Source organism: Pseudomonas sp. MD195_PC81_125, assembly GCF_014060985.1.
In the GTDB taxonomy this organism is placed as follows: Bacteria; Pseudomonadota; Gammaproteobacteria; order Pseudomonadales; family Pseudomonadaceae; genus Aquipseudomonas; species Aquipseudomonas parakoreensis.
In genome coordinates this window covers 1-689 of record NZ_JABULD010000935.1, presented here as the reverse complement: position 1 = coordinate 689, position 689 = coordinate 1, and the positions used below count along the sequence as shown (strand labels likewise).

Below are 689 nucleotides of genomic sequence, written 5' to 3'. Positions count from 1 at the left end.
GTTTTTTGGAAACTCAACGTCGTAACCTTGAGTTTGAATTGGTGCCCAGAAGAAGACTCGAACTTCCACGACCGTAAGGTCACCAGCACCTGAAGCTGGCGTGTCTACCAATTTCACCATCTGGGCATTCATCGCGAGCGTTGCCGCTGTTGATGTGGCGCACTATACGGAGCGCTTTTTGATCTGTAAACCCCTGATTTAATTTTAATTAATCGGGTTTGACAAAACCGTTCCCCGGAATGCAAAAAACCCGCTTTCGCGGGTTTTTGTGTGAGTCTTGAAACTGTTCTAGTCTCAAACTCGAAATTGGTGCCCAGGAGAAGACTCGAACTTCCACGACCGTAAGGTCACCAGCACCTGAAGCTGGCGTGTCTACCAATTTCACCACCTGGGCATCTCGTCAACGTGTGTACGTCGTCGATGGCGCGCACTATACGGAGCGCCTTTTTAACTGTAAACCCCCGGCAGCAAAAAAAATGATTTTTTTTACCGGCGGTGTTCAAAAGGGCTTTCAGGCGTCGATACAAGGCTTCAGAAGGGCCTTATAGAGTCGGAAATTTCCCGTTTGATGACGCCTATGCCAAACTAACCCGCATATAGACAAGGTGAAAACTCTCTAATGGCCGATTGGCAGTCCCTCGATCCCGAGGCCGCTCGTGAAGCGGAAAAATATGAAAACCCTATTCCCA

General features: G+C 48.8%; 1 protein-coding gene and 2 tRNA genes. 1 reads left to right on the top strand and 2 read right to left on the bottom strand.

The genetic code is table 11. The features are described 5' to 3' along the window. Nucleotides 1–39: 39 nt before the first annotated feature. Nucleotides 40–126 (bottom strand) — tRNA-Leu (locus tag HT737_RS30460). Nucleotides 127–307: 181 nt separating this feature from the next. Next, a tRNA-Leu gene (locus HT737_RS30455) sits at nucleotides 308–394 on the bottom strand. Between the two features lie 225 nt (nucleotides 395–619). On the opposite strand from HT737_RS30455, the gene HT737_RS32955 reads away from it, so the two are divergent. Continuing rightward, nucleotides 620–689: hypothetical protein (locus HT737_RS32955; RefSeq protein ID WP_374011222.1), on the top strand; the 70-nt coding region annotated here is incomplete at its 3' end.